Below are 23288 nucleotides of genomic sequence, written 5' to 3' on the forward strand. Positions count from 1 at the left end.
GCCGTACTTCTCCGTCAACTCTCCCGCGACGCTCCGTCATCCCGCCACCGGGCAACGAAAGGGCAAAACGCGCGGTGGAGAGGCCGGGACACGCCGAAGGGGCCGTCCGCACCACGGATGGCGGACGGCCCCTTCGGGCGTCGTACAGGGGTGCTCCTCACGGAGCGGTCACCCGGGGGTCAGGAAGCCTTGGCCTTCTCACCCTCGGGCTTGGCGGCGGCGACGGCCGGAGCCGGGGCAGGCTTGGCGGCCTCGTAGAACTCCTCGCGCGGCGTCTCCATGGCGCCGAGCGAGACGACCTCGCGCTTGAGGAACATCGCCAGCGTCCAGTCGGCGAAGATCCGGATCTTACGGTTCCACGTCGGCATCGCCATGCCGTGGTAGCCGCGGTGCATGTACCAGGCGAGACGGCCCTTGAGCTTGATCTTCACCTTGCCCATGACGATCATCGCGACGCCCTTGTGCAGGCCGAGACCGGCGACCGCACCCTTGTTGGCGTGGCTGTACTCCTTCTGCGGGAAGCCCCGCATACCGGAGATCACGTTGTCGCCGAGGACCTTCGCCTGCCGCAGCGCGTGCTGGGCGTTGGGCGGGCACCAGGCGTTCGGGTTGCCGGCGCGGCGGCCGATCATGTCCGGGACCTGGGCGTTGTCGCCTGCGGCCCAGATGTAGTCGGTGCCCTGCACCTGGAGCTTCTCGGAGGTGTCCACGTGACCACGCGGGCCGAGCGGCAGACCGAAGCGGGCGAGCGCCGGGTTCGGCTTCACACCGGCGGTCCACACGATGGTGCTGGAGTCGACCTCCAGGCCGTTCTTGAGCACCACGTGGCCGTCGACGCAGGAGTCCATGGAGGTGGAGAGGTAGATCTCCACGCCACGGCTCTCCAGGTGCTCCTTGCCGTAGGCGCCCAGCTTCGGGCCGACCTCGGGAAGGATCTTGTCGGCGGCGTCGACGAGGATGAAGCGCATGTCCTCGCGCTTCACGTTCGTGTAGTACTTCGCCGCGTCGCGGGCCATGTCCTCGACCTCGCCGATGGTCTCCGCACCGGCGAAGCCGCCGCCCACGAAGACGAACGTCAGCGCCTTGCGGCGGACGTCCTCGTCGGTCGTGGAGTCAGCCTTGTCCAGCTGCTCCAGGACGTGGTTGCGCAGGCCGATGGCCTCCTCGATGCCCTTCATACCGATGCCCTGCTCGGCGAGGCCGGGGATCGGGAAGGTACGGGAGACCGCGCCCATCGCGATGACCAGGTAGTCGAAGGGCAGCTCGTACGCCTCGCCGACGAGCGGCGCGATCGTGGCCACCTTGCGGTCCTGGTCGATGGTCGTGACACGACCGGTGAGAACCTCAGCCTTGGGCAGCACGCGTCGCAGCGGGACGACGACATGCCGAGGCGAGATGCTGCCTGCGGCAGCTTCGGGGAGGAAGGGCTGGTACGTCATGTACGACCGCGGGTCGACGACCGTGACGGTCGCCTCCCCGTACCGCATCTTCTTCAGAATGCGACGAGCTGCGTACAGGCCAACGTACCCACCGCCTACAACGAGGATCCTGGGACGCTCCGTGGTGCTCATGCCATCGAGTATCCACCCCGCCCCAGGGGGGTGCTCGTGAGCCCCTTCACAAGGATTCACCCACCCTCTGCTACACTTCGCCGCCCACGTGACCCAGGTCATGACCCCGCAAGGGAACCGCAACGCCCCGGGAAACGTTCCTGACCGCCTGTGAGCTGGCCCTTGGCCCTCCGGAGAGGTGCGACGGCCGCCCCGTTTCACACGTACGCAACGCGCCCGGAACGCCCCCGTACGCCTGCCGCACGGCACCACTTGGGGACCGGACGGCCCTTGCGGGCCCCGACTGCGCCCAACAGGGCCGAATTCCTTGTGAAGAAGTTCACGAAGTTCGGCGCGGCGTACCGCCCGGAGCCCCCTCCCGGAGCCTCCCGGAGCCTCCCCGGGGGCCTTTCAGCAGCTCAAAGGTGCGGCGCGAAACGCTCCTGAGCGCCCTCCCCGGCAGGGGCCCGGTGCCCGCAGCGCCACAGGGGCGCGGCGGTGTCGAAGGGGACGTCCTCCCGGGACTCCGCCACGGCCCTCATCGACGACGGCAGGTCGAACGGCAGCACCCCTACCAGCGGTACGCCCCCGAAGACGGCGTCCAGCACGAGATCGTCGTCCGCGCCGAAGTCACCGATCAGCAGGGCGGGGCCGGCCGGGCCGGTGAGCGGGGCCAGTACGGCCGGCCGGTCGAGGAAGACGCTGATCGCGGTCGGCACGGCGGCGCAGATAGCCCGCAGCCGGGCGGCCTCCTCGGCGGGGAACTCCAGCGAACCGGAGTGGAAGTGCCGCTCCAGCAGCCCTTCGCGGTGCTCGTAGGGGGCGGCGAGGCGCAGGAGGGCCACATCGGCCTCCTCGGGGGTGGCCACGGTCCGGCCGTAGCGGGCGAGGGCGGCGGGGGCGATGTTCTCGGCGTAGACGGCGAGGTTCTCGGGGTCGGCGGGGTTTCCGGGGTCGGTGAGGTTTCCGGGGTCGGCGGGGTTTCCGGTGTCGGCGGGGCTCCCCGGCTTCGTGCGGCGCGCGGTGGTGAACGGCTCCGCGCTCCCGGACAGGCCCACCAGGGAGCGGCGCTGGACCGTGCGTCCCAGCCGCCGGGTCCGCGGGGTCCCGACCAGCGGCGCGGCCCGCTCGGGGTCCACGTACGGGTCCTCGAAGAGGCCGAGCCGGAACTTGTCGCGCAGGACGCGGCGTACGGAGGCGTCGATGCGCTCCTCCCCCACCGCCCCCGAGCGGACCGCCGCCACGATCAGCTCGGGGCAGGTCTCGCCGCCGAGCTGGTCCACCCCGGCGTCCAGCATCGTCACCAGCCGTTCGGGTACGGAGAGGTGCTCGACGCCCCAGGCGCGGGCGGGGAGGGTGACCAGGCCGGGGATCTCCATCCCGGTCAGGGCGTTGAAGTCGGTGCACACCACCCCGTCGAAGCCGTACCGCTCGCGGAGCAGACCGGTGACGACGTCCCGGTTGTACCCCGCCCCGACCTCCGCGAGGCCGGTGCCGGAGGGGATCGCGTAACAGGGCATGACCTGCGCCGCGCCCGCCGCGAACGCGGCCTCGAAGGGGCGCAGGTGGTGGGCGAGGTTCCGGCCCGGGAACGCCTGGGCGCGGCCCGCCGCGAAGTGCGCGTCCTCGCCCAGGGCCTGCGGGCCGTGCCCGGGGAAGTGCTTGACCATGCAGGCCACGCTTGTGCCGTCGAGCCGGTCGCCCTGCATGCCCCGGATGTAGGCGTCGAGCATCCGCCCGGCCCGGTCGGCGTCCTCGCCGAAGGTGCCGCTGATCCGGGCCCAGCGGGGCTCCGTCGCCAGGTCCGCCATCGGGTGGAGGGCGAGGCGGATGCCGACGGCCCGGAGTTCGGCGGCCGTGGCGGCAGCGAACTCCCGGACGAGGCCGGGGTCGTCGGTGGCGGCCAGCCCGATCGGTTCGGGTCCGGCGCTGAAGCCCTCGCCGGAGTGGGCGGTGGCCGGGTTGGCGGTGAAGCCGTGCCGGGGGTCCGAGGAGAACGTGACGGGGATGCCGAGGCGGGTGGCGGCGGCGAGGTCCTGGACGTGGTTGTTCCACCGGGCCATCGCGGCGGGCGGCGGTACGGCCATGAGCGCGAAGTGGTTGATGTGCCGGGCGGCGATGTGCTCGGCGCCGGTGGGCGGGGTGGCGGGGGTGCCGGTGCCGGTGCCGGGCCCCCCGCCCGGCCCGCCCGGAGCGTCGGAGGCGCCGTCGGCGGACGGGGTGTCGTCGGCGGGCGGGAGCATCCGGCCGTGGCACATCAGCCCGGCCTTCTCCTCCAGGGTCATCCGGGCCAGCAGATCGGCGACCCGGTCCTCGACGGGCAGCCGGGGGTCCTCGTAGGGCTCCATCGTGCCGTTGTGGTTGAGATCGCGGAACGGGGTGCCGTCGTGGTGGTGCAGCAGGGGCGGTCGTACGGGCATGGCGGGGCCTTTCGTGCGGTGCGTCGCGTGATCGGTCGGGGTGGGGCCGGGGGCACCCCGGAACCAGCTCGGGCCGGGGCGGGCGGGGTCTCAGTCGCGGGCGGGCCGGATCAGTCGCGGGTGAGCCGGGGGTGCCGGATCAGCGGGGTCAGGGCCGTGGCCACGAGCGCCGCCAGCGCGCCCGCCGCGTAGAGGGCGAAGTAGTTGCCGTCGCCCGACCGGACGACGGGGTCGCTGCCGAGCGCCAGCAGCAGCGGGGCGAGGGCCGGGGCGATCGACTGCGGGAGCGACTTGGCGATGTTGAAGACGCCGAGATAGCGGGCGGAGTCGGCGGAGTGCGGCATCACCCGGATGACCAGGGCGAGGTCGACCGCGTAGAACGCCCCGAGCCCGATTCCGGCCAGCGCCGACGCCACGTAGACGGGCCACACCGACGAAGCGGTCATCTTCAGGAGCATGGAGAGGGTCAGGAGCAGCCCGGAGCCGATGATGAAGGCCCGGTACGCCCCCGTACGGGAGGCGAGTCTGCCGCACACCGCGGCCGACACCACGTTGCCGGCCAGCGAGAACAGCCCGGTGACCGACAGCAGGGCGGCCGCTTCCGCCGTGGACATGCCGAGGCGGGCCATGAAGAAGTAGAGGCCGAGCGCGCCGATGAGGGAGTTGGCGAACTGGAGCAGGAAGCGCTGGCCCCAGACGATCGTGAAGGCGGGCGACGTCCGCGGGTCGAAGGTCAGGCTGGTGAAGACGGAGCGCACGCTGACCGGTTCCCGCTCGGCCGGGTCCAGCGGCGGTTCGCCGCGCAGCAGGTACCAGGCGAGCACGCCCCCGACGGCGGCGGCCCCGGCGGGGAGCAGGAACAGCAGCACGGTCCGGCCCGGCAGCATCCCGACGAGGACGAGACCGGGCACCACCCCGGCGAACCCGGCGGCCCCGAACAGTCCGGAGGCGGTCGCCTGGCGGCCGGGCGGAACCCGGTCGGCGATGACGGCGGAGAGCGCGGCGAGCGCCGCGTTGTACGCGGCCTGGGCGAGGAGCCAGCCGATGGTGAGCTGGACCGTGGTGGTGGCGGTCGCCATCACCACGGCGGCGGGGAGTCCGGCGAGCAGCCCGCCGATGATCCACGGACGGCGGCGGCCGAACCGGCCGGCCGTGCGGTCGGAGAGGTGCCCGAACACCGGGTTCAGCAGGAAGGCGGCGACCGCCCCGACGGCCGCCACCAGGCTCAGCACGCTCGTACGCTCGCCGGGGGCGATCTCGTTGACCTTCAGGCTCAGCGTGGCGACCAGAGGGGTGGCGAGCGCGAAGGACAGCAGCAGCTCGGTGACGACGAGGGCCACGAGCGTACGGCGCGGGGCCCGGTCCTCCGTACCGCCGGGAACCACGGGGCCCGGCGGGGCCGGGACCACTACGGGGGCTTCGGACATGGACGTACTCCTGGGGAGGGAAAGGTGAAGGGGAAGGGAAGCGGGGGTTCAGCGTCCGGGGAGGGCGACCGGAGCCCGGCCCGCTGAGGCCCGGCCCGCCTTCTCCCGCCCCGCCTCGTCCAGGCCCGTTGTGGCGCAGCCCGCCTTCTCCCGGAACTCCTCGATCACGGCGTCGGGCACCCCGCACCCGCGCAGGAACGGCCCCGCACCGCCGTGGTGTTCACGGGTCAGGCGGAGGAAGGTGAGGATCGCGGCGCGCGGCGCGGCCAGCAGCGGAGCGGGGATCACCGGGCCGCCCGGTGTACCGGCGCCCTCCCGCGTACCGCCGCCCGGCAGCCGGTTGAGCGGGACCGCGCCGACGCGGTCGGCGAGGGCGGCCAGGACCGACGGCAGTTCGTCCGCCGTGCGTACGTAGTCGTCGGCGATGGACTCGTCGGGGGCCCCGAGCAGTTCGAGCAGGAGGGCGGTCAGCAGGCCGGTGCGGTCCTTGCCCGCCGCGCAGTGGACGAGCACCGCGCCGGGGCGGGCCGCCGCGCCCACCGCCGCCGCGAGGGCGTCGGGGGCCGCGGCGGCCAGGGAGGCGTAGAACCGGCCCAGATCGGCATCCGTGCGCAGCGCGGCCAGCTCGCCCCTGACCGCCTCCCCGGCCGCTTCGAGGGGCGCCTCGACGATCTCGATGCCGGTGCCCCGCAGGGCCTGCCAGTCCCCGGGGCGGCGCTCCCCGGCACCGCGGAGGTCGATGACCGTCCGCACCCCGGCCGCGCGGAGCCCGTCGGCCGTACGGGGACCGGCGGCGGGGAAGGGCTGGGCGGAGCGGTACAGGGCACCGCGCCGGACCCGCGTACCGCCGGGGTCGGCGGCCAGGGCGGCGTCACGGAAGTTGAGCAGATCCACGGAAAGCGCGGGCATGGACGGGTCCTCGGGTTCGATCACGCGTCAGCAGAGACATCTAGATGTTTAGATGTCCGTGCGGCGCCGTCCGGACCGCCTGTCGGCCGGCCGGTGTACGGGGAATGAACAGCCGCTCCCCGCCCCGGCGCACCCTCCGGACTCCCTAGGATCGAGCAGTGCCGAAAAACCAGAGATCCGCCCCGGTCTACCTCCAGCTCGCCCGCGGTCTCCAGCGCAGGATCGACGCCGGAGAGCTGCCGGCCGGGACACGGCTGCCCAGCGAGCCGGAGCTGTCGGCGGAGTTCGGCGTCAACCGGCTCACCGTGCGGCAGGCGATGGCCGAGCTGGAGCGGGCCGCGTCCATCGAGGTCAGACGGGGCGTCGGCACGTTCGTCCGACCGCCCGTCACCCGGGTGTCCATCACTGTCGATCCGCGCAGCCAGCGGGTGGACATCGGCAGCACCCAGTCCGTTCCGCTGGACGGGGGGCCGGGCCGGGAGCCCGACTTCGACGGTGAGCGGATCGTGGCGGTCCGGCCGGGCCCGTCGGGCCGCCACGACCAGGAGGCCGCCGCCCATCTGCGCTGCCCGGCGGACGAACTGAGCCGGGTGGACACGGTGTTCCTCCAGGGCACGGCGGCCTGGGTGGTCAACTCCTACTGGCTGCTGACCGCCAGGCTCCCCCCGGACCTGGGCCCTTCCGACAGCTTGGGCAATGTGGTGCGCCGCCTGAGCGAGGCCATGGGCATCACCCTCGAATACGACTGGCGGGCCTTCTCCGCGGTGGGCGCGGACGTGGACGACGCGGACACCCTCGGGGTGCCGACGGGCAGCCCGCTGCTGGTGCGCGAGGGGGTGAGCTGCGACGCGACGGGCGCACCCGTGCTCTACGTACGGCGCCGGATCAGGGGCGAGAGCGCGCGGTTCGTCCTGCGCTTCCGTGACGGGGCGGAAACCGGCCCGTGTCCCTGACGCCGACCGGTCCGGCCCCGGCCGCCACCGCCGCCCCACCCCGACAGCCACCGGACAGCCGCCTGACCGCCGAAGCGGTCGCCCACCAGGATGACCCCCATGGACGATCTCCTGAAGTTCCTTGCCGCACGCATCATGGACGACCACCACGCCTACGCCTACGTGGCCGGCACCATCGGCGGCGAGGCCCTTCTCGACAGCCATCTCCCCATGCTCGACCTGACCGAGCAACTGGTCCGCGACTACCGGGCCATGGACGCCTCGGACCCCCGCTCGACCGGTCTGGCCCACGCGCTTCGGGTCCTTGCCCAGTCCTACGCCGAGCACCCCGACTACCGTCCGCGATGGCGCCCGTGACCCGTCAGGCGGACCGGTCCGGGGCGGAGGTCCGGGGGGCCGGAGAAGAAGCAGGCAGCAGGCGGGGCACGGCCCGGACGTAGAGCACCATGCCGAGGACCTCGACCAGGGTCTGCGTGACCACGACGACGGCGGCGATCGCGTACGGGTCCGGTAGGGAGAGCGCGAGCGGCAGCACCACAAGAGAGTTGCGCGTCGCCCCGCTGAAGACCACCGCCCGCCCGCCGGGCACGTCCAGCCGGAAGCCCCGGGCCACCGCCTTCCCGGCGAAGGCCATCACCACCAGGAACGCCGCGTAGAAGGGGATGACGGCGGCGACATCGGTCAGGCTGCCGCCCAGCTTCGGTACCTGGGAGGCGACGACGACCAGGAGGGTCGCGGCCATCAGCGGGACCATCGTCGTGGTGGCCCCGTCCGACACCTTCCGCCCGCTCTCCCGCCGCCCCGCCCACGCCTGGAGCCCCCACGCCAGCGCGAGCGGGATGACGATCAGGAAGGCGAACGCCTCCAGGAACGGCCCCGCCTCCACGATCTCGGTGAGCCCGGAGCCGAGGAACGCGTACAGGAACACCGGCAGCAGCACCATCTGCGCGACCAGCAGCAACGGGGTCGCCGCGAGCAGCCGACGGGCCGATCCCCCGGCGAGACCGCTGAAGACGATCACGTAGTCGACGCACGGGCAGAGCAGCACGAGCAGCACACCCAGGCGCACCGCCCGGTCGGCGGGCAGGAACGTGAACATCGCGGCGACCACGACCGGCACCACGAGGAAGTTCACCACCAGCGCGGCGCAGAGGAACCGCCCGTCACGCAGCGATCGCAGCAGTTCCGCCGCCGGGACCTGAAGGAAGGTCACGAACAGCAGCGCCCCGAGGACAGGGTTGATCAGATGCTCAAGGCCCGGTCCAAAAGAAGGCACCGCGAGCCCCAGAAGGGCACCGAGAGCCATCGCGGCGAGATAGATGACCACCTGATGGTGTTCCATCCGCTCGACGACCCCGCGCGGTGCGCCGTCACCCATGCCGTACGTCCCCCCTGCCCCTGCGGGGCCTTTACGCGGCGCTCCAGGCAATCCCGTCGAGGATGTCGTGCTCACTGACGACGACCTCGTGCGCGCCCGTCCGCTCCATCACGGCCAGCAGGACGAGAGCGCCCGCGGCGATCACGTCGACGCGGCCCGGGTGCATCACGGGGATCGCGGCGCGCTCCTCGTGGGTCGACCGGAGGAGGTGTTCGGTGATCGCGCGGACCTGGCCCCGGGAGACCCGGGAGTGGTGGATGGCCTCGGAGTCGTACTCCGCCAGCTCCAGCGCGATCCCCGCGACCGTGGTGACCGTGCCCGCCAGGCCGACGAGCGTGGCCGCCTCGGTCAGGGGTACGGTCGCGGCGGCCACGTCCAGGGCGGCTTCGATGTCCTTGCGGATCGCGGCGGCCCGGTCGTGGGTGGGCGGGTCCACGACGGTGCCGTCCTCGGTGAGGTGGCGCTCGGTCATCCGTACACAGCCGATGTCGACGGACCGCGCCGCCGCCACCTCGTCCGCGCCGAGCACGAACTCGGTCGAGCCGCCGCCGATGTCGACGACCAGGTACGGCTTGGCCAGGTGGTCGCCGCCGGCCAGCTCCTTGGTGGCGCCGTCGAAGGAGAGCTGCGCCTCCTGGTCGCCGGTGATCACCTCGGGCTCGACGCCCAGGATGTCCCGGACCCCGGCCACGAAGTCGGCGCTGTTCTCGGCGTCTCGGGAGGCGGAGGTGGCCACGAAGCGGACGCGTTCGGCGCCCAGTTCCCCGATCACGGCGGCGTACTCGCGGCAGGCCGCGAACGTGCGCTCCAGCGCCTCGGGAGCGAGCCGGCCGGTCCGGTCGACGCCCTGGCCGAGGCGGACGATCGTCATCCGCCGGTCCAGCTCGGTGAAGGAGCCGGTGGCGGGGTCCACGTCGGCGACGAGGAGCCGGATGGAGTTGGTGCCGCAGTCGATGGCGGCGACCCGGGTCATGCGCCCTGCCCTTCGGAGGGGCCGTCGACGGGACGGAAGGCGAAGTGGCCCCCGTCGCCCTCGTCCACGGTCCAGCCGTCCTCCTCCTTCGGCGCGCACGGCGCCACGCACGGGCCCTTGGCCCACCACTCCGGCAGCATCGCGATGGCCTCGTCGCCCAGCGGGTTCACCCCGGGCCCGGCGGCCAGGGAGTGGCCGACCAGGACGTGCAGGCACTTCACCCGGTCCGGCATGCCACCGGCGCTGGGGAAGCCCTCCAGGACCTCGATGGCGTCGCGGCGGGCGATGTAGTCCTCGTGGGCGGCCCGGTAGGCGGCGGCCAGCTCCGGGTCGGTCTCCAGACGGGCCGTCATCTCCTTCATGACCCCGTTCGCCTCCAGCGTGCCGATCGCCGAGGCCGCCCGGGGGCAGGTCAGGTAGTACGTCGTCGGGAACGGCGTGCCGTCCTCCAGACGGGGCTGGGTCTCCACCACGTCCGGGTTGCCGCACGGGCAGCGGTGCGCGATGGCGCGCAGGCCGCGCGGCGGGCGGCCGAGCTGCTGCTCGAACGCGGCGATGTCCGCGTCGGTGGGCTTGGTGGACTCGGTCTGCGGAGGGGGCGTTTCCATGCCTGCCTTGGTTCTGCTCGGAAGCTCGTAGAGGTGGACGTGTAGAGGCGGACGTACGGGGAGTCGGAAGGTGGACGTACGGGACGGGTCCCGGTCAGTCGCGGTCGGCCCGGTCGGCGCTGTCCACGCCGTCCCAGAGGTTGGAGTGCCAGGGCCGGTTGCTCGCGCCGGGCTCCCCGCGACGGTCCTTCACCGCGTCGGGGTCGGCCACGGTGAAGCCGGTCTCCCCGGGGAGTACGTAATGAAGGTGCTGGCGGGCCAGCCGCATGATGTACGCGTCGTCCTGGAGCCGCGCCTTCTCGTCCCGCAGCTCCTCGGTGCGCCGCTCCGCCTGCCGCGAGAGCCGCTCCTGCTCGGCGATCTCGTCGCGCTGGGAGACGTACTGGCGCATCGGGTAGGCGAGCGCGACCACCAGGGAGCAGACCACCAGCGCCAGGAACGCGGCCCGGCCGGTGAGCCGGGAGCGGCGGGCCTGGCGGCGGTTCTGGGAGCGGTACACGCGGGCGGCGGTCTGCTCGCCGAGCAGCCGCAGCCTGGTCGCGGTGGAGAACCGGTCGCGGTCCTTCCCGGCCATGTCTCACGCCTCCCCATTACGCACGTCCGTCCCCGCACACGGTACGGGACCGAGTGCGGGGACGGGCGGAGGCTACCGTCTCGGGGCTGCGGTCAGCCCTTGAAGCGCGGGAAGGCGGAGCGGCCCGCGTACACCGCGGCGTCGTCGAGGATCTCCTCGATGCGCAGCAGCTGGTTGTACTTGGCGACGCGGTCCGAGCGGGCCGGGGCACCGGTCTTGATCTGGCCGCAGTTCACGGCGACGGCGAGGTCGGCGATGGTGACGTCCTCGGTCTCGCCGGAGCGGTGCGACATCATGCACTTGAAGCCGTTGCGCTGGGCCAGCTCGACGGCGTCCAGGGTCTCGGTCAGCGAACCGATCTGGTTGACCTTGACGAGCAGGGCGTTGGCGGAGCCCTCCTCGATGCCGCGGGCCAGACGCTCCGGGTTGGTGACGAAGAGGTCGTCGCCGACGATCTGGACCTTGGAGCCGATGCGGTCGGTGATGACCTTCCAGCCGGCCCAGTCGTCCTCGTACAGCGGGTCCTCGATGGAGACCAGCGGGTACGCGGAGACGAGCTCCTCGTAGTACTCGGTCATCTCGGCGGCCGAGCGGGACTTGCCCTCGAACTCGTAGACGCCGTCCTTGTAGAACTCGGACGCGGCAACGTCGAGCGCGAGCGCGATGTCGCGGCCCGGGACGTAACCGGCCTCCTTGATGGCCTCGACGATGAGGTCCAGGGCGGCGCGGTTGGACTCCAGGTTCGGGGCGAAGCCGCCCTCGTCGCCGAGTCCGGTGGACAGGCCCTTGGTCTTGAGGACCTTCTTCAGCGTGTGGTAGATCTCCGCGCCCCAGCGCAGGGCCTCGGAGAAGGACTCCGCGCCGATCGGGGCGATCATGAACTCCTGGATGTCCACGTTGGAGTCGGCGTGCGAGCCGCCGTTCAGGATGTTCATCATCGGAACGGGCAGCAGGTGCGCGTTCGGGCCGCCGAGGTAGCGGAAGAGCGGCAGGTCGGACGCCTCGGAGGCGGCGTGCGCGACGGCGAGCGAGACACCGAGGATGGCGTTCGCGCCGAGCGATGCCTTGTTCTCGGTGGCGTCCAGGTCGAACATCGCCTGGTCGATGAGGCGCTGCTCGGTGGCGTCGTACCCGACGAGCTCGGGGCCGATCTGCTCGATGACGGCGAGGACGGCCTTCTCGACGCCCTTGCCCAGGTAGCGGTTGGGGTCACCGTCACGAAGCTCGATGGCCTCGAACGCACCGGTGGAGGCACCGGACGGAACGGCAGCACGGCCCGTGCTGCCGTCGTCGAGGCCGACCTCGACCTCGACCGTGGGGTTGCCCCGGGAGTCGAGGATTTCCCTGGCTACGACGACGTCGATGGACGGCACGAGGCATCTCCTTCTGGGATCTGACACTGGTTGTGCAGGGTCACTGTGGCCTTGCGACACGAGCCTAACCGGCCCGGCCGCATCAGTCGGACGACCGCCCGTCTCCTGGGACGAAAAAGGACCCAAGGACCCGCATGACGGGACAAAACTCCAAAAATCTACTGAGCGGTAACAAGTGTTGGCGACAAGAGATGAACGAATCCCTCCCGCCCGTTTCCCGGGCTTTCACGGAAAGGCCCCGGCCCGGCGCGCACGGGGGGAGAGCGCGCCGGGCCGGGGAGCCGTGCGAGGGAGGGGACCGCCGGACCCCCTCCCTCCGGGGAGGAGAGCCGACTGTTACTTCAGGTGGAGCTGCTGACCCGGGAAGATCAGGTCCGCGTCCTTGACGATGTCGTCGTTGAGCTTGAAGAGCTTGGCCCAGCCGCCCTTGACGCCTTCCTTGTCAGCGATCTTGCTGAGGGTGTCGCCGGCCTTGACCTTGTACTCGCCGTCGCCCTTCTGGACCTTCTCACCGGTCGGGGTGGTGACGGTCTTCTTGGAGCTCTCGGCCTTGGGGGCGGCCGGGGCGGTGCGCTGCTCGCTGCGCGTGGTGGGCTGCTCGGCCTTGCGCTCGGGCTGCGCCTGCTGCGGCTTGCTCGCGGACTGGCCGGAGCCGGTGTTCACGCCCGGGTCCACACCGTCGTTGGTGAGGCCACCGGCACCGGCGCAGGCCCAGGCACCCGGGCCCTGCATGTCGAGGAGCCGCTCGGCGGTGGCGATCTGCTGGTCCTTGGAGGCCAGGTCGGCGCGGGGGGCGTACTGCGTACCACCGGCGGCGGCCCAGCTGGACTGCGAGAACTGGAGCCCGCCGTAGTAGCCGTTGCCGGTGTTGATGGACCAGTTGCCGCCGGACTCGCACTGGGCGACGGCGTCCCACGTGGCGACGGAGGCGGCGGAGGCGTTGGTGGCACCCATCAGCGGGACGGCCACGGCGGCGCCGGTGACACCGGCCAGGGTGGCGAGACGGGCGGCCTTGGACGGGCGGCGGTGCTTGCCCTTGCTGTTCAGCAGCATGGAACGAATCTCCTCACCGACGCCTACGAGGTGAGCTGTCGGGTTCGGGCCAATGAGTTGCCCGGCCGCGTGACCTTGCACGCGGCTTCACCCCGAGCCGGTCCCGTACTGCCCCCGTCCTTCGACCGTGAAGGACGCCAAGGGGCTGTCCGGACCCGGCGGCTTACCTGGGTCCCCCGCTCCTGCCTACGGCGCTTTACGCGTCTGTTCCCTTCGACCGACGGCAGGATTCGGCGTGACGGTCGACGGGGCCCGCGGTGCGAGCGGTTCCGACCGTAAACACAGGCAACCCCCACATTCAAAGACGGACATAATGACCCAATCAGCGCTTACTTGCTCACCCTGACGGATCGTTTCCGCAGGTCGGAGGGGATCTGCGCCGAGCGGACGGACGCAACACGCCAGTTGAAGCAAAGAGACCCATGTCTCACTTACGCATAAGTGGACATAGGTCTCTGAACTGCCCGCGGTTTTGGGGCGTTTTCCCGAATTGAATCAGTTGGCGGACGGCACCTCGGCGCCCTCCGGGGCACCCTTCTCCGCACCCTTGCCCGCGCCCTCGCCCGCGTCCCGCTCCAGGCCCAGATCCAGGCTCTGACCGGGCAGGATCAGGTCCGGGTCGGCGCCCAGGAGGTCCTTGTTGGCCTCGTACAGACCGGTCCAGCCCTGGGGAAGTTCCTGTGCGTCAGCGATGGCCCAGAGGTTGTCGCCGGGCTGCACGGTGTAGCCGCCCGGGGTGACCGCCCCGGCGTCCCGTGCGTCGCCGTCGCCGCGCGAGGCGTGCCGACCGGGCCCGCGGGGACCGTCGGCCTCCTGGCCCGCGGCCTCCTCGGGGGCGGGGGCGCCGCGGTGCTTGCCGCCGGAGCCCTCGGGGGCGGTGGCGGAGGGCTGCGAGGCGTCAGGGGCCTCCGGGGAGCCGGTCTTCCCGGCCTTCCCGGTGGCGGGCGGCGCGGAAGGCTTCGCCGAAGGGTCGGCTGTGTCGCCCTTACCCGCCTTCTCACCCTTGTCGGCATTACCGGAGTTGCCAGAATTGCCGGACTTGTCGGAGCTGCCGGTATCGCCGGAACCCTTCGCTTCACCCTTTTCGTCCGCTTCGTCCGCCGGAGCGGTCGTCGGGTCCTGGGTGGGGTCGGCGGAGGGCGCGGTGCCGGGGTCGACCCCGGGGAGGCTGCCGTCCACCGCGAGGCCCGAGATCACCGCACAGCTCGGCCACGCCTGCGGGCCCTGGTCCTTCAGGACCTTCTCGGCGACGGCTATCTGCTGCGAACGGCTGGCGAGGTCGGCCCGGGTCGCGAAGTCGGTCCCGCCGTACGCCGACCAGGTCTCCTGCGAGAACTGGAGCCCGCCGTAGTAGCCGTTGCCGAGGTCGGCGCTCCACATACCGCCGCTCTCGCACTCCGCGACCCGGTCCCAGGTGGTGGCCTCGGCCGCGTTCGCGCCCGCCGCGCCGAGGAGCGGGATGGCGATGGCCGATCCGGTCACGCCTGCGGCGACAACGATGGCGGGTGCCTGACGAGGGCGGCGGTGTCTGCCGTTCGCGGAGCCCATGGGGTTTGCCTTCCGTGCGACTGACAAGCAGGAACTGAGGAGCATGAAGCTGTTACGCAAGTGGCGCGCGGGCAACCGGTGAACAGCCGCCGACGCGTCGAACCGTGAACCTAGCGGGACTCGAACGCATGTCACAAGTCGATGCAGCGCAGATCACGTGAAAGTCACAGAGGTGACAGCGTGTCACCTTCGCCGAGGCGCCGCCCCGGCTCGAACTCCACCGGCAGCGTGCGCAGTCCACGCATGATGAGCCCGCCGCGCCAGCGCAAATCGGCAGGTTCCGCCGCAAGTCGCAGGCCGGGAAGGCGTCTCAGCAGCGTCGCCACGGCGGCCTGGCCCTCCAGCCGGGCGAGCGGCGCTCCCAGGCAGTAGTGGATTCCGTGACCGTAACCGAGGTGCTGATTGTCACTCCGCGAGAGGTCGAGCGCGTCCGGGTCCGCGAACCGCTCCGGGTCCCGGTCGGCCGCCGCCAGCACCACCAGCACCGGGTCCCCGGCTGCGATCTCCTGGCCGCCGAGCGTCAGCGCCTCGGTGGCGTACCGCCAGGTCGCGAGCTCCACCGGCCCGTCGAACCGGAGCAGTTCCTCGATCCCGGTGGCCAGCAGCGCGCTCTCCCCCGCCGCCAGGGAGGCTTCCAGCCCGGCGCGCTGCTCGGGGTGGCGCAGCAGGGCGTACGTACCGTTCCCGATCAGGTTGACCGTCGTCTCGAACCCGGCGAACAGCAGGATGAAGGCCATCGCCGCGGCCTCGTTCTCCGTGAGGTGCTCGCCGTGATCGCTGGCCTTGATCAGCCCGGAGATCAGGTCGTCGCCCGGATTCTCCCTCTTGCGGTGGATGAGTTCGGCGAGATAGCCGCGCATCTTCTTCACCGACCGGGCCACCCCGCCGCGCGGCCCGCCGCCGTGGCGGATCATCATGCCCGCCCAGTCCCGGAAGTCGTCCTGGTCCTCGCGCGGGACACCGAGCAGGTCGCAGATCGCGTAGATGGGGAGCGGGAAGGCGAAATCGTGGATCAGGTCCGCCTTCCCCTCCTCGATGAAGCCGTCGATGAGGCGGTCCGTCAGCTCCTGCACGCGGGGCGCGAACTCCGCGACCCGGCGCGGAGTGAACGCCTTGGAGACGAGCCGGCGCAACCGGGTGTGGTCCGGCGGGTCGATGTTGAGGAGATGGGTCATCAACTCCGCCTTGCGCTCCCCCGGAATCCCCGTCTTCCCCTTGGCCGCCGCGGACCCCGCGTGGTGCGCCGGGTTCTTGGAGAGCCGAGCGTCGGCGAGCGCCTGCCGGGCGTCCCCGTACCGGGTCACGAGCCACGCCTCGACCCCGCTGGGCAGCGCGGTCCGGTGCACGGGGCTGTGCTCGCGGAGCCAGGCGTAGGCGGGGTACGGGTCGGTGGCGAACTCCCAGGTGAAGAGTTCGGGGGCGGGGGGCGCCCCGGCGGCTCCGGCGCCGTGGGGGCAGGCGGGCGGGGCGGGGGTGCCGGGGACGGGGCTGTCGTTCACCCCCTGACGTTATCGGGCACCCCTTCAGGCCGTCGGACGGGGCGTGGAGGGGGGTGCGCGGTCCCGCGTAGTACGGAGAAGAGGGGCGTGCGCGGTACGGAGCCGGGCGCCCGCGCACGTACCGGCTCCGGCGCGCCTACCGCGCGCCCGGCTCCGCGCTCTCCCCGCTTCCCCCGGTCTCCGTCGCCACGATCGCGTCGCGGTAGGCGCGGGCCGCCGCGCGGAGGGCGGCCTCCGGGTCGGTGCCGGACGCCTCGGCGCGTACGGCGAGGGCGAGGAGCTCGTAACCGATGGTGTCGCCGGACGGGAGGGGGACGTCGAGTCCGGCCGTACGGACGCGGCTGCCGAGCTTCGCCGCGAGGGCCAGGCCCGGCTGACCGAGCGGGACGCCCTCGGTGACCGAGGTCCGCTGCTTCTCGATCGCCTTGGTGCGCAGCCAGTGCGCGTGGACGTCCTCCGGGGTCTCGGCGGTCTCCTCGCCGAAGACGTGCGGGTGGCGGTGGATCAGCTTCTCGACGAGGCCGCCCGCCACATCGTCCACGTCGAACGGCTCCTCGGGGTCCTCCTCCGCGATGCGCGCGTGGAAGACGACCTGGAGCAGTACGTCCCCGAGCTCCTCGCGGAGTTCGTCGCGGTCGCCGTCCTCGATCGCCTCGACCAGTTCGTACGCCTCCTCGATGGCGTACTTGGCGAGGCCCTTGTGCGTCCGCCGCGAGGTCCAGGGGCACACGCGGCGGATGCGGTCCATGACCTGGACCAGGTCCAGGAGGCGGGCGCCGGGCAGGTCGTACGAGCCGGGGAGCAGCTCCAGGTCCGGCATGGCCACCCGGCCCGAGCCGCCGAGCCGGGCCAGTCCGTCGGTCAGCAGGCTGTCGCCCTCGCCGCCCACCAGGACGACGACGCTCCGGCCGCCCGCGCAGGCGGCGACCAGTTCGTCGGCGGAGGGCGCGGCGTGCTCGACGTGGACGCCCGCCTCGCGGAGGTAGGGCAGTTGCGGGTGGTCCGGGTCGGCGGTCAGGACCCGGTCGGCGGCGTGGAGCGTCTGCCAGGCCGGCCAGGACAGCAGGCCGGGGGCGACCCGGTGGCTGGCGGTGAGCAGGACGATCCGTCCGGGGGTGCCGGAGGAGGTGGCGGGGGCTTCAGCGTTCACCCCGTCGAACCTACCCCTCTGCCCGGAACCTCGATCCGCCCCCTCGGCCCGCCGCCTCGATCCGCCCCCTCCGGCCGGTCACCGGGGGCCGCCCCCTCGGTCAGGCGCCCGCCTGCGGGTTCTCCGGGGCGAACTCGGTGACCTGGGTGATCCAGGGCGCCTGGTAGTTGCCGAGCTGCATCTTCTGGTCGTCCCAGGTGCCGAAGCGCGGGTTGACGTCGATGTCCAGCGCCTTCGACGCCTTGGTCAGCGCCTCGCCGACGGCCTGCTGGCCGGCCGGGGTGCCGAGGTCCGCGCCGAGCGCCTCGGCGAGCTTCGGAAGCTGGACCTCCTGGCGCATGTCGGCGTCGATCTGGTCCGGGGCGACCCAGCGCTGCTGGAGCATCATCGCCCGCAGCTGCTCCTCGCCGCCCGCCTGGGCGCGGCTCGCGGTCCGGGCGTCCTGGATCTCCTTGCGAGTGACGGTGACCCCGGCGTCCTCGGCGGCCTTGTCCAGGATGCGGCCGAAGATCAGCCCGTGCAGCTTGGCGCGGTTGAGCTGGCCCGACTTGTTGACCAGCTGGGCCGCCTCGGGCGAACTCTCCTGGGCGGCACGGACGTCGGCCGCCCGGGCCTGGACCGCCGAGACCTCGATCCGCTCGCCGCCCACGACGGCCGCGGCACCGGGGTGGGCCTCGTTGCCGCAGGCGGCCAGAAGGGGGGCCGCCAGCAGAGTTGCGGCGGAGACGGCGAGCGCGGTGCGACGACGGCGGTGCAAAGGAGCCTCCCGGGGAGAGTTTGTGCATCGGTGCACAAGCCTTGCGGTGATCGATGGTAGGCAGTGGATGTGATCGGTGCCACTGATTCGGACAACTGATTCGACCAACGACGCGGAAGGAGCTGGGGATGTGGGCGGGCGGCGGGAGGCCCCGTGCTCAGCCGCCCCGGACGTCCTGCTGGTGGCTGAGGCGGCGGCGCAGGTCGACGGGGAGCGGGTGGTGCGGCCCATAGGTGCGCTCGGCGTCGTACAGCAGGGCCTGGAGCTGGGCGCGGCCCGCCGTGTGTTCCCCGACCGCGAGCAGGAGCTGTCCGATGCGGTGGCGGATGTCGAGCGCCCGGCCGGGGTCGGTGGTGACGGGGCCGTAGGCGTTCTCGTAGAAGGGCAGGACCGCGCGGTACTCCGCCAGCGCCGCCGCTGCCTCCCCGAGCTGTTCCAGGCACTGGGCGGCGTCGTAACGGAACTGGAGGACCTGGGCGTCGGCCGGTCCGGTCTCGGCGGTGCGGTCCTCGGCGAGGCGGCGCAGCTCCGGGAGGGCGCGGCGGTACTGCCCGTCGTCCATCAGCGTCGCCGCGTACTGCTTGCGCAGGATGCGGACGACCGGGGAGCGCTCGCCGTGCTCGGCCGCGGCGGCCGGGAGGATGGAGCCGAGGATGTCCACAGCCTGGGTGATGCGGCCCTCGCCGAGCAGCTTCTTGACCTCGTCCACGGCCCGGGCCACGTCCGGCCGGGCGGGCGGCGGCGGGGTGAAGGAGGTCGGCGCGGTGAGCGGCGGGGGCGGCAGCTGCGAGGCCGGAAGCTGCGTGGAGGAGAGCTGCGGCGCCGGGGAGATCAGCGAGGCGACGGCGGGCCACGGGGTCGCGGCGGGCCGGTCCTCGGGCGGTACGGGCGCGGTGGCCGGGGTGGCGGCCCGGTCCGGCCAGGGGGCGTGCGGGCGCAGGAAGGGGCGGGTCGGGTCGAGCGGCCCGGCGGGGGTGCCCTGCTTGGGCAGCAGCGGGGCCAGCTCCTCGTACACCTCCTGCGCGGAGGCGGGCCGGTCCTGCGGGTCCTTGGCGAGCAGCCGCAGCACGAGCGCTTCCAGCGCGGCGGGGATCTCGGGGCGGGCGCGGCGGACGGGGGCCGGGGGCTCGTAGAGGTGGCGGTGCAGCACGCCGAGCGCGGTGGACCCGGCGAACGGCACGTCTCCACTGAGCAGTTCGTGCAGGAGCACCCCGAGGGCATACAGATCGGTGTACGGGCCGACCGCGCCGCCCATCGCCTGCTCGGGCGCCATATAGGCCGGGGAGCCGATCGGTGAGCCGGTGTGGGTGAGGCGGGTGGTGTCCGTGTCGAGGACGGAGGCGACGCCGAGGTCGAGGACGGTGACCGTGCCGTCGGGGCGGACCATCACGTTCCGGGGCTTCAGGTCGCGGTGGACGATCGGCACGGCGTGCACCGCGCAGAGGACGGCGCAGAGCTGGCCGGCGACCGCGACGGCCCAGGGCCAGGGGTACGGGTCCTGCTCGGCGAGGTGGTCGGCGAGGTCGGCGCCCTCCACGTACTGCATGACAAGGAAGAGGTCATCGCCGTCGCTCCCCGCGTCGTGGACGGTGACGAGCCCGGGGTGGTCGACCTGCGCGGTGACCCGGCATTCGCGGACGAACCGGCGGCGCAGCTCGTCGGCGGCGGCGCTGCCGGTGGGCCCGGCGACCCGGTCCGGGCGCAGCAGCTTCACGGCGACGCGGCGGTCCAGGCGCTGGTCGTACGCCGTCCAGACCTGGCCCATGCCGCCCTGGCCGAGGACGGTGGCCAGCTCGTACCGCCCGGCGATGACACGGCCGCTCACCGGCCTTCGCCCTCCTTGTTCTCCTTGTTCTCCTTACGGAGGTAGTCGCTGAGCTCGTCCAGTTCGGCCCGGACCTGGTCGAGCCGCTGGGGCGCGGGGGTGGGCGGCGGGGCCTGGACGGTGTACGGGTTCGGGGTGGGGGGCCGCACCGGGGACGGGGTCGTGTGCTGCGGCCGGGCGGGGGCCTGGTGGTGGCCGACGGAGGTCCCGTACGGGTTCGTGTTGGGCACGGGGGTCTGCCGCAGGCTGTCGTACGGCCCCTGCCCCGGCGTCGAGAAGTGCCGGATGTCCATGATCAGGTAGTACGTGATGACGCCGGCCACCAGCACGAGAAGCCAGATGACACCGACCCCCGCCTGGGCGTCCGTCAGCTCCTCCTCCCCGTCGGGAAGGGACCCGAAGTAGGCGAACACGCCGACCGTGAGGACGAACACGACCGCCAGCAGCCACCAGTCGCGGGCCCTACGGGTGACGACCGCGAGCCTCAGCAACGCCGCCCACCCGAGGAAACCGCAGCTCAGCACGGTCAGCGCGACAAAGATCACACGCAGCCAGATGAGCGTTCCCGAGGACGGCCGGGACGTCGGCGGCTGCTGCGGCGGGTAGCCGTAGCCGTGCATGTGCTGCTCCTGGGAGGCGAACGTGAGTCGGACGTATGCAGTGAGCGTATACACCGCTGCCGACAGACCGTCCCGGTTGTACCCAACCGTTGCTCATGAGGTCACCGGGGCGTGACCGTACCGTCCGTCAGACCGTCGTACATCCCCCGGACCAGCTGCCCGCCGAGCCGTCCCACCGTACGCAGGGCGTCCTCGAACGCGGCGAGGGCGCGGAACTGCTCCCCGTACCGCCGCTGTTCGTCCAGCGGCAGCCGGGGCAGCTGGAGGCGGCGGGCGTCCAGCCGGGCGGCGGTGGAGGCGTAGCTGCTGGCCTGCCGGTTGTTGGCGGTGCCGCGGAGGAACCCGGCGAGGAACCAGGGGTCGATGGCGGCCGGGTCGGGGCGCAGCAGCTGGAGGTTGCGGCCGAGCGCGGCACCGGCGGTCGCCCCGTCGACGACCCGGGCGACGGAGCCGCCGCCGAGGACGGGCACGACGACGTCACCGGGTTCGAGGAGGACGGGGTCGTCGGAGGGGGCGGCAGGGGCGGTGGGGGCGGGGGCCGGGCCGGTGGGGGCCGCGCCCGTGAGGACGTCCTGTTCGGTGAGGACGGGGCCGGGTCCCGTGCCCGTCGTGACCGTACTCGTACGCAACAACAGCGCTCCGGCGCGGGCGAGTTCGCCGACGGTGGTGAGCGGCCAGCGGGCCGGTGCGGAGAGTTCGGCGGGCGGCGGGGTGAGGTCGGCGGTGAGCCGCAGGGTCTCGGCCAGCCGCTCCCGTACGTCACCGAGCCCGGCCGCTCCGCCCCCGGCTGCGGGGCGGGGCAGATGGCGGGCCGGGGCCAGGTCCACGTCGTCGTCGAGGAGTTCGATGACGGGCACGACGCGGCTGACGCCGGGGTGGTCCGCCCGGTCGCACCAGGCGTCGAGGACGGCGGTGTGCACGGCGGGCCAGTCGAGCCGGTCGCGTCCGCCGGCCGTGGACGCGGGGGCCGTGCCCGGTGCGGAGGAGTCGGTGGTCTCCGTGGCGTCGACGAGGAGCAGTTCGGGTACGGGGCGGAGCTCGCCGCCCGGCTTGCGCAGGACCCAGAGGTGGAGCGGGATGCCGTACGGGGGTGCGGCACCGGCCGGGAGGGCGATCACCGCGCGCAGGGCGCCCCGGCGCAGGAGGTCGGCCCGGATGCGGCGGCCGGAGCGGCGGGAGGCGGCAGCGGGCGGCATCAGCAGGACGGCGGTGCCGCCGGTGCGCAGCCGGGCCAGGGCGTGCTGGACCCAGGCCAGTTCGGATTCGGTGCGGGCGGGGAAGCCGTACTCCCAGCGCGGGTCGTAGGCCAGTTCGTCGTGGCCCCAGTTGCGCTCGTTGAACGGCGGGTGGCAGAGCACGGTGTCGGCCGTGAGCCCGGGGAAGGCGTCGGCGCGCAGCGAGTCGCCGGTACGGACGGTACGGGCGGGGGTGCGGCCCGACGGGCCGTCACCGTGCAGGGCGAGGCGCAGGGCGGTGAGCGCGGCGAGGGAGGGGTCGGCCTCCTGCGCGAGGAGCTCGGCGGGCCCGGCGACCGCGCGCAGGAGGGTCCCCGTACCGGCGGCCGGGTCCAGGACCCTGCGGACGGGCCGCCTGCCGCCGCCCGGCGGGTCCGTGTCCTTGCCGCTCTCCGCGAGGGCGGCCATCAGCTCGGCGAGGCCGGGGGGCGTCAGCGTGTACTGGCGCGGGTTGGCGTCGAGCTGTCGGCCGAGCAGGAACTCGAAGGTCTGCCCGGCCCCGATCCCGGCGGCCAGCTCGGCGGCGGCCCGGAGGAGCGGGACGGAGGGGAGGAGGGCGTCGGCGGAGGGGGTGCGTACGGGACGGGCGGTGTGAACGGCGTGGGCGGTGTGAACGGAGGAGGCGGCAGCACTCCCGCCGTCGCCCGAACGCGGCCCGGCGCCGACGCTGACGCCTGAGCCTGTACGGGTATAGACGCCGGAGCCTGTACGGGTATCGGCACCAGACCCTGTACGGGCGTCGGCACCGGAACCTGTACGGGCATCAGCACCCGCACCGGCGTTGGTATCGACACCGGCACCCGCACCCGCACCCGCACCCGCGAGCACCGAAGCAGTGGCGCGGCCGGGTGGGACAGATGCCCCGCTCCGGGGCGGCGTCCCCGCGTCCGGGCCGAGCCGGGCGGCGAGCACGTCCTCCACCGCGTGCGGCAGCACGGCGGCCATCCGCTCGTCGGAGACGGCGGTGAGCTCCAGCCAGGCGGTGGGCCGGTCCCGGACGAGCAGCAGGGCGCAGCCGGTGTGGACCAGGGCGGTGACCGCGCCCTCCGGGTGGCCGGCCACCTGCTGCCAGACCCGTTCACGGAGCGGGATCTCGGCGAGTTTGCCCTGATCGCGCAGCCACCGCTCCACCTCGGGGAGCGCGAAGGAGGGGCTGGTCTCGGTGCCGCCGACGGGCTGGGGGAAGTCGGCATGGCGGCGGCGCCAGTTGCTGACGGCGGCCCGCCCCACACCCGCGAGGCGCGCGATGCCCGCCGCGGTCACCTCTGTCGTCTGATCCGGCACTGACTTCTCTCCCCGCTTCGCCGCGCTGCTCTGCTCGGTCCGTACGTGTACCGCGTATCGCGAGCATAGCGACTCACTCCGACGACACCCAGAAAGGGCGTTGCCCGATCCATCGCGCATGAATCGTGTTGACTCGGTTCACAGGCTCTGCT

The 23288-nt window shown here is 72.8% G+C and carries 19 protein-coding genes; 2 read left to right on the plus strand and 17 right to left on the minus strand.

All coding sequences use genetic code 11. From position 1 onward, the window contains the following. Positions 1–179: 179 nt before the first annotated feature. The 4 genes from B7C62_12320 to B7C62_12335 all read right to left on the minus strand — a co-directional run bounded on the left by B7C62_12320 (position 180) and on the right by B7C62_12335 (position 6306). Positions 180–1571 (minus strand): NADH dehydrogenase FAD-containing subunit, encoded by a 1392-nt coding sequence (locus tag B7C62_12320; protein ARF72963.1) that lies wholly within the window; start codon positions 1569–1571, stop codon positions 180–182. A 398-nt stretch (positions 1572–1969) separates the two neighbouring features. Continuing rightward, a complete protein-coding gene (locus tag B7C62_12325; protein ARF77124.1) occupies positions 1970–3898 on the minus strand; it encodes a beta-glucosidase in 1929 nt (642 codons plus the stop codon). Positions 3899–4080: 182 nt separating this feature from the next. Next, positions 4081–5397, minus strand: coding sequence for a hypothetical protein (locus tag B7C62_12330; GenBank protein ID ARF72964.1), 1317 nt, complete (start codon positions 5395–5397; stop codon positions 4081–4083). Positions 5398–5445: 48 nt separating this feature from the next. After that, the gene (locus tag B7C62_12335; GenBank protein ARF77125.1) at positions 5446–6306 is read right to left on the minus strand and encodes a hypothetical protein; all 861 of its coding nucleotides are present in this window, start codon (positions 6304–6306) and stop codon (positions 5446–5448) included. 158 nt (positions 6307–6464) lie between these two features. Here B7C62_12335 and B7C62_12340 point away from each other — a divergent pair, with 158 nt between their 5' ends. Both B7C62_12340 and B7C62_12345 read left to right on the plus strand, forming a co-directional pair. Beyond that, positions 6465–7259: a hypothetical protein gene (locus B7C62_12340; GenBank protein ARF72965.1), complete on the plus strand. Its 795-nt coding sequence runs from the start codon at positions 6465–6467 to the stop codon at positions 7257–7259. Positions 7260–7358: 99 nt separating this feature from the next. Then, positions 7359–7616: a hypothetical protein gene (locus tag B7C62_12345; protein ARF72966.1), complete on the plus strand. Its 258-nt coding sequence runs from the start codon at positions 7359–7361 to the stop codon at positions 7614–7616. 4 nt (positions 7617–7620) lie between these two features. Here the strand turns inward: B7C62_12345 and B7C62_12350 are convergent, their stop codons facing one another. From B7C62_12350 to B7C62_12410, 13 genes are all read right to left on the minus strand, one after another. Continuing rightward, complete coding sequence (locus B7C62_12350) at positions 7621–8637, minus strand: arsenic resistance protein (GenBank protein ID ARF72967.1); 1017 nt, start codon at positions 8635–8637, stop codon at positions 7621–7623. A 31-nt stretch (positions 8638–8668) separates the two neighbouring features. After that, positions 8669–9610, minus strand: a complete 942-nt coding sequence (locus tag B7C62_12355; GenBank protein ID ARF72968.1) for an exopolyphosphatase — start codon at positions 9608–9610, stop codon at positions 8669–8671. Beyond that, positions 9607–10218: a phosphatase gene (locus B7C62_12360; protein ARF72969.1), complete on the minus strand. Its 612-nt coding sequence runs from the start codon at positions 10216–10218 to the stop codon at positions 9607–9609. Before B7C62_12360 ends, B7C62_12355 begins: the two co-directional genes overlap by 4 nt. Before the next feature lie 94 nt (positions 10219–10312). Continuing rightward, positions 10313–10792, minus strand: coding sequence for an acyl-phosphate glycerol 3-phosphate acyltransferase (locus B7C62_12365; GenBank protein ID ARF72970.1), 480 nt, complete (start codon positions 10790–10792; stop codon positions 10313–10315). 92 nt (positions 10793–10884) lie between these two features. After that, a complete protein-coding gene (locus B7C62_12370; protein ID ARF72971.1) occupies positions 10885–12165 on the minus strand; it encodes a phosphopyruvate hydratase in 1281 nt (426 codons plus the stop codon). Between the two features lie 336 nt (positions 12166–12501). Then, the gene (locus tag B7C62_12375) at positions 12502–13218 is read right to left on the minus strand and encodes a transglycosylase (protein ARF72972.1); all 717 of its coding nucleotides are present in this window, start codon (positions 13216–13218) and stop codon (positions 12502–12504) included. A 495-nt stretch (positions 13219–13713) separates the two neighbouring features. After that, the gene (locus B7C62_12380) at positions 13714–14766 is read right to left on the minus strand and encodes a transglycosylase domain-containing protein (protein ARF72973.1); all 1053 of its coding nucleotides are present in this window, start codon (positions 14764–14766) and stop codon (positions 13714–13716) included. A 164-nt stretch (positions 14767–14930) separates the two neighbouring features. Beyond that, a complete protein-coding gene (locus B7C62_12385) occupies positions 14931–16265 on the minus strand; it encodes a cytochrome (protein ARF72974.1) in 1335 nt (444 codons plus the stop codon). A gap of 136 nt (positions 16266–16401) precedes the next feature. Continuing rightward, positions 16402–17415 (minus strand): nucleoside triphosphate pyrophosphohydrolase, encoded by a 1014-nt coding sequence (locus B7C62_12390; GenBank protein ID ARF72975.1) that lies wholly within the window; start codon positions 17413–17415, stop codon positions 16402–16404. A 100-nt stretch (positions 17416–17515) separates the two neighbouring features. After that, positions 17516–18172, minus strand: a complete 657-nt coding sequence (locus tag B7C62_12395; protein ID ARF72976.1) for a hypothetical protein — start codon at positions 18170–18172, stop codon at positions 17516–17518. A 157-nt stretch (positions 18173–18329) separates the two neighbouring features. Next, positions 18330–19997, minus strand: a complete 1668-nt coding sequence (locus B7C62_12400) for a serine/threonine protein kinase (protein ID ARF72977.1) — start codon at positions 19995–19997, stop codon at positions 18330–18332. Then, positions 19994–20617, minus strand: a complete 624-nt coding sequence (locus B7C62_12405; GenBank protein ID ARF72978.1) for a hypothetical protein — start codon at positions 20615–20617, stop codon at positions 19994–19996. Before B7C62_12405 ends, B7C62_12400 begins: the two co-directional genes overlap by 4 nt. A 101-nt stretch (positions 20618–20718) precedes the next feature. Next, positions 20719–23136 (minus strand): restriction endonuclease subunit M, encoded by a 2418-nt coding sequence (locus B7C62_12410; protein ID ARF72979.1) that lies wholly within the window; start codon positions 23134–23136, stop codon positions 20719–20721. Between the last annotated feature and the right edge of the window lie 152 nt (positions 23137–23288).

Source organism: Kitasatospora albolonga, from assembly GCA_002082585.1.
GTDB lineage: Bacteria > Actinomycetota > Actinomycetes > Streptomycetales > Streptomycetaceae > Streptomyces > Streptomyces stephensoniae.

Coding starts and splice junctions, on each gene's coding strand:
- B7C62_12320 (ARF72963.1), bottom strand. CDS start 1,571: ATGAGCACCACGGAGCGTCCCAGGATCCTCGTTGTAGGCGGTGGGTAC.
- B7C62_12325 (ARF77124.1), bottom strand. CDS start 3,898: ATGGAGCCCTACGAGGACCCCCGGCTGCCCGTCGAGGACCGGGTCGCC.
- B7C62_12330 (ARF72964.1), bottom strand. CDS start 5,397: ATGTCCGAAGCCCCCGTAGTGGTCCCGGCCCCGCCGGGCCCCGTGGTT.
- B7C62_12335 (ARF77125.1), bottom strand. CDS start 6,306: ATGCCCGCGCTTTCCGTGGATCTGCTCAACTTCCGTGACGCCGCCCTG.
- B7C62_12345 (ARF72966.1), top strand. CDS start 7,359: ATGGACGATCTCCTGAAGTTCCTTGCCGCACGCATCATGGACGACCAC.
- B7C62_12350 (ARF72967.1), bottom strand. CDS start 8,637: ATGGGTGACGGCGCACCGCGCGGGGTCGTCGAGCGGATGGAACACCAT.
- B7C62_12355 (ARF72968.1), bottom strand. CDS start 9,610: ATGACCCGGGTCGCCGCCATCGACTGCGGCACCAACTCCATCCGGCTC.
- B7C62_12360 (ARF72969.1), bottom strand. CDS start 10,218: ATGGAAACGCCCCCTCCGCAGACCGAGTCCACCAAGCCCACCGACGCG.
- B7C62_12365 (ARF72970.1), bottom strand. CDS start 10,792: ATGGCCGGGAAGGACCGCGACCGGTTCTCCACCGCGACCAGGCTGCGG.
- B7C62_12375 (ARF72972.1), bottom strand. CDS start 13,218: ATGCTGCTGAACAGCAAGGGCAAGCACCGCCGCCCGTCCAAGGCCGCC.
- B7C62_12380 (ARF72973.1), bottom strand. CDS start 14,766: ATGGGCTCCGCGAACGGCAGACACCGCCGCCCTCGTCAGGCACCCGCC.
- B7C62_12405 (ARF72978.1), bottom strand. CDS start 20,617: ATGCACGGCTACGGCTACCCGCCGCAGCAGCCGCCGACGTCCCGGCCG.